The organism is Acinetobacter sp. UBA3132, assembly GCF_002364825.1.
Classification (GTDB): Bacteria; Pseudomonadota; Gammaproteobacteria; order Pseudomonadales; family Moraxellaceae; genus Acinetobacter; species Acinetobacter schindleri.
On record NZ_DEZM01000048.1, the window covers coordinates 1 to 3,290 of the forward strand.

Annotated in this window: 2 protein-coding genes; both read left to right on the plus strand. The window is 42.2% G+C overall.

Annotation, left to right across the window (positions count from 1 at the left end; translation table 11 throughout):
- Positions 1-293 precede the first annotated feature (293 nt).
- The gene (locus B4033_RS01985) at positions 294-1,460 is read left to right on the plus strand and encodes an acyl-CoA desaturase (RefSeq protein ID WP_004816108.1); all 1,167 of its coding nucleotides are present in this window, start codon (positions 294-296) and stop codon (positions 1,458-1,460) included.
- Between the two features lie 125 nt (positions 1,461-1,585).
- Complete coding sequence (locus B4033_RS01990) at positions 1,586-3,031, plus strand: protein adenylyltransferase SelO (RefSeq protein ID WP_163170903.1); 1,446 nt, start codon at positions 1,586-1,588, stop codon at positions 3,029-3,031.
- The last annotated feature ends 259 nt before the right edge of the window (positions 3,032-3,290 follow it).

A 3,290-nucleotide genomic window follows, 5' to 3' on the forward strand; every position in this document is an offset into this window, starting at 1 on the left:
AATACTGATACACGCATGAACTAAATAGAAATTTTCTGCTTCGTAACAGGTCAAATTCTTAATTTTGATGGTTAAAAACTGCACCTTATCACAGCTTAAAAATGTCACATTTCGTTTTAATTATTCTGTTACTCATAAGTACAATACACCTGTGCAATAAAGCTAGTGCCACCCTGTTGCCCATGTTAATATGCATAAGTTCAATCCCCTATAAAGCTTAGAGGATTTGGCCTTTTAGATATACCTTCCTAGGTTCAGAAACATCTTCCTAGGTTCCAGGAGTGCTGTTGGAGATGAATGCTCCCCTACCTCAAGCCCCAATTAACTGGGTCGCTGTATTTGCTTTGGTTGCATTGCCAATCGTAGCTGTCATTGCGATCCCGTTGTATGCGTATCACCATGATTTCAGTCTTGCTGCCTGGATCAGTATGTTTGTTTTACTTGGCGTCAGTAGCCTTGGTATTACAGCGGGTTACCATCGTCTTTGGGCACATCGTGCTTATGAAGCGACTTTACCACTAAAAATCATTCTGATGATCATGGGTACATTTGCTGTACAAAATAGTATTTTATACTGGGGCTCAGGTCACCGTACCCATCACCGCCATGTCGATGATGTCGAAAAAGATCCATACTCGATCAACAATGGTTTCTGGTATGCGCACCTAGGCTGGATGCTTCGTGATTATCCGGCAGCAGAACCGAACTACAAAAATGCACCTGACCTGCAGAATGACAAAGTCGTAATGTTCCAGCACAAGTACTATGTACCGCTGGTGATTGCTGTGCATGCTGCGATTCTGCTTCCTATTGGCTGGGCAGTAGGCGATGTCTGGGGTGTATTGTTACTCGGTGGTCTAGTTCGTCTGATCCTGAGCCATCACGTGACTTTCTTCATTAACTCATTGTGTCACATGTGGGGTTCACGTCCATATACCGATGAAAATACAGCACGTGATAACTTCTGGTTAGCAATTGCCACCTGGGGTGAGGGCTATCATAACTACCATCACATTTTCCAGTACGATTACCGTAATGGGGTGAAATGGTGGCAGTATGATCCAACAAAATGGTTAATCTGGACCTGCTCTAAACTGGGTCTGGCAAAAAACCTACGCCGTATTCCAAGCTTTAACATCAAGAAAGCTGAGCTGGCAATGAAGTTTAAATATGCCGAGCAAGATCTTGCCGTGTATGGTCATGATGTTAATGAAGACATTGCCAATGTCAAAAGCAAGATTGCCCTTGAATATGATGCTTTCACACAAACCCTGAATGACTGGGCCAAGCTGAAAGAAAAAGAAATTCAAGTGAAAAAGGCAGCAGTTGCTGAAAGAATCCATCAGATGGATGACAAGTTGAAGATGGAATTCCAGCTGGTGGAACAACGCCTGTCTCATCACCGTGAAACTTTGAATTTACTGGTTCGTAACCTGAAAAAAACGCCAGTATCTGAATAATTTAGATACTGTACAAATGCTCCGAATTCGGGGCATTTTCTATTTATAGCTGGTCAAAAATGATCAACAGTTTTCGTTATCATTCTTTGTTATAGTGAACTAAACATACGTTAAATCTGATTGCTATGCACTTTAATGCTCGTTATAACACGCTCCCTCCCCGCCTCTATCATCATCAACAACCGGTTCCATTAAAAGAACCTAAAGCAGGTCATTTCAATGAGGCTTTGGCTGATCAGCTGCAGTGGTCGGAACAGGACAAAGCTGAATGGATAGAAATTTGTAGTGGTCAGAAAACTTTCGCTGAATTTGAACCCCTCGCAATGGTATATGCCGGGCATCAGTTCGGCCAATGGGCGGGACAGCTCGGTGATGGACGCGGTCTGTTGATTGCGCAAATTCTGGATAAAAATAATCAGACTATTGATCTACATTTAAAAGGTGCCGGATCTACACCATATTCCCGCATGGGCGATGGTCGTGCTGTATTACGTTCAGTCATTCGTGAATATCTTGCAGGCCATGCCCTAAACTGTTTAGGTATTGCTTCCAGTAATGCTGTTGGTTTTACCTCCTCTGCTCAAGGGATTCAGCGTGAAAAACTTGAACCTGGCGCGATGATGTTACGGACCTCCGACTGTCATATTCGTTTTGGTCATTTTGAATGGATCAATCAGTATCAACCTGATCTTTTAAGTGAATTTGCCCAGAAATGTATGGAGTGGCATTATCCAGAATGTCTTGAAGCAGAGCAGCCGATTCTGGCGTTTGCAACAAAAGTTATTCAACGTACGGCTGTGATGATTGCGAAGTGGCAACTGGTCGGCTTTGCTCATGGCGTCATGAATACCGACAACCTGAATATCACTGGTTCTACACTGGACTTTGGTCCTTATGGATTTATGGAGCGTTTCCGCCCGAACTGGATCAATAACCATTCGGATTATCAAGGGCGTTATACCTATCAACAGCAACCAAGTATTGCTCACTGGAATTTATGGCAATGGCTGAATAATCTTGTACCACTCTGCCCTACTGACTATGACAGGGAACAATGGAAGCAGGATTTAGCAGCTTGTTTAGAGCATTACGAGCCGACTTTCCTTGAGCACTATAAACTCGGTCTAAATCAGAAAATGGGCTTGCCAGGTTTTCATAAAGACAGTTTTGATTGTGCCATGGCGTTCCTGCGTATCTTGCAATCTGAGCAATTGGACTACACGCAAAGCTTTATCCGTTTGCAGAATAAAGAGTATGACGTCATTAAGGATGATTGCTTAGACCGTCGTGCTTTTGAAAGTTTCTTGAGCCAGTATGAAACTATTCGCGAGTTTCAAGATACCACTGAGCTGGATACGCAAATGACTAAAGCTAATCCATATTATATTTTGCGTAATCATATGGCCCAGAAAGCTATCGAGCTTGCTGAAGCAGATGACTTCTCAGAAGTAGATCGCCTGTTCAAGTTACTTGGCCAGCCATTTACCAAGCAATCAGAACTCGAACAGCCTGAAGATTTAGGCCCTTTACCAAGTGATGTCCCAGAAGTCATGGTGAGTTGTTCATCTTAATTTATTCACAACTTTCCACTAAGCTGTGGATAATATTTAAATTATCCACAACTTTTCTTTAAATTATTCAAAGCTTATGACCTTGTACCCAATAGCATCTGAAAATCACACTCTCTCCATGAGGTCAGTTGTACCCAATCGTTCAGTGAGAGCAGTGATGTATACAGTTAAGCTGAAAATTGAATATGGAGAAATACTACGAGATATTTACCCTTATATCTGCACCGGTTAGCATATGAATAAAAAACATTAAATTATA

Excerpts from the sequence above, each read along its gene's own strand:
- B4033_RS01985 (WP_004816108.1), top strand. The coding sequence starts at position 294 with ATGAATGCTCCCCTACCTCAAGCCCCAATTAACTGGGTCGCTGTATTT.
- B4033_RS01990 (WP_163170903.1), top strand. The coding sequence starts at position 1,586 with ATGCACTTTAATGCTCGTTATAACACGCTCCCTCCCCGCCTCTATCAT.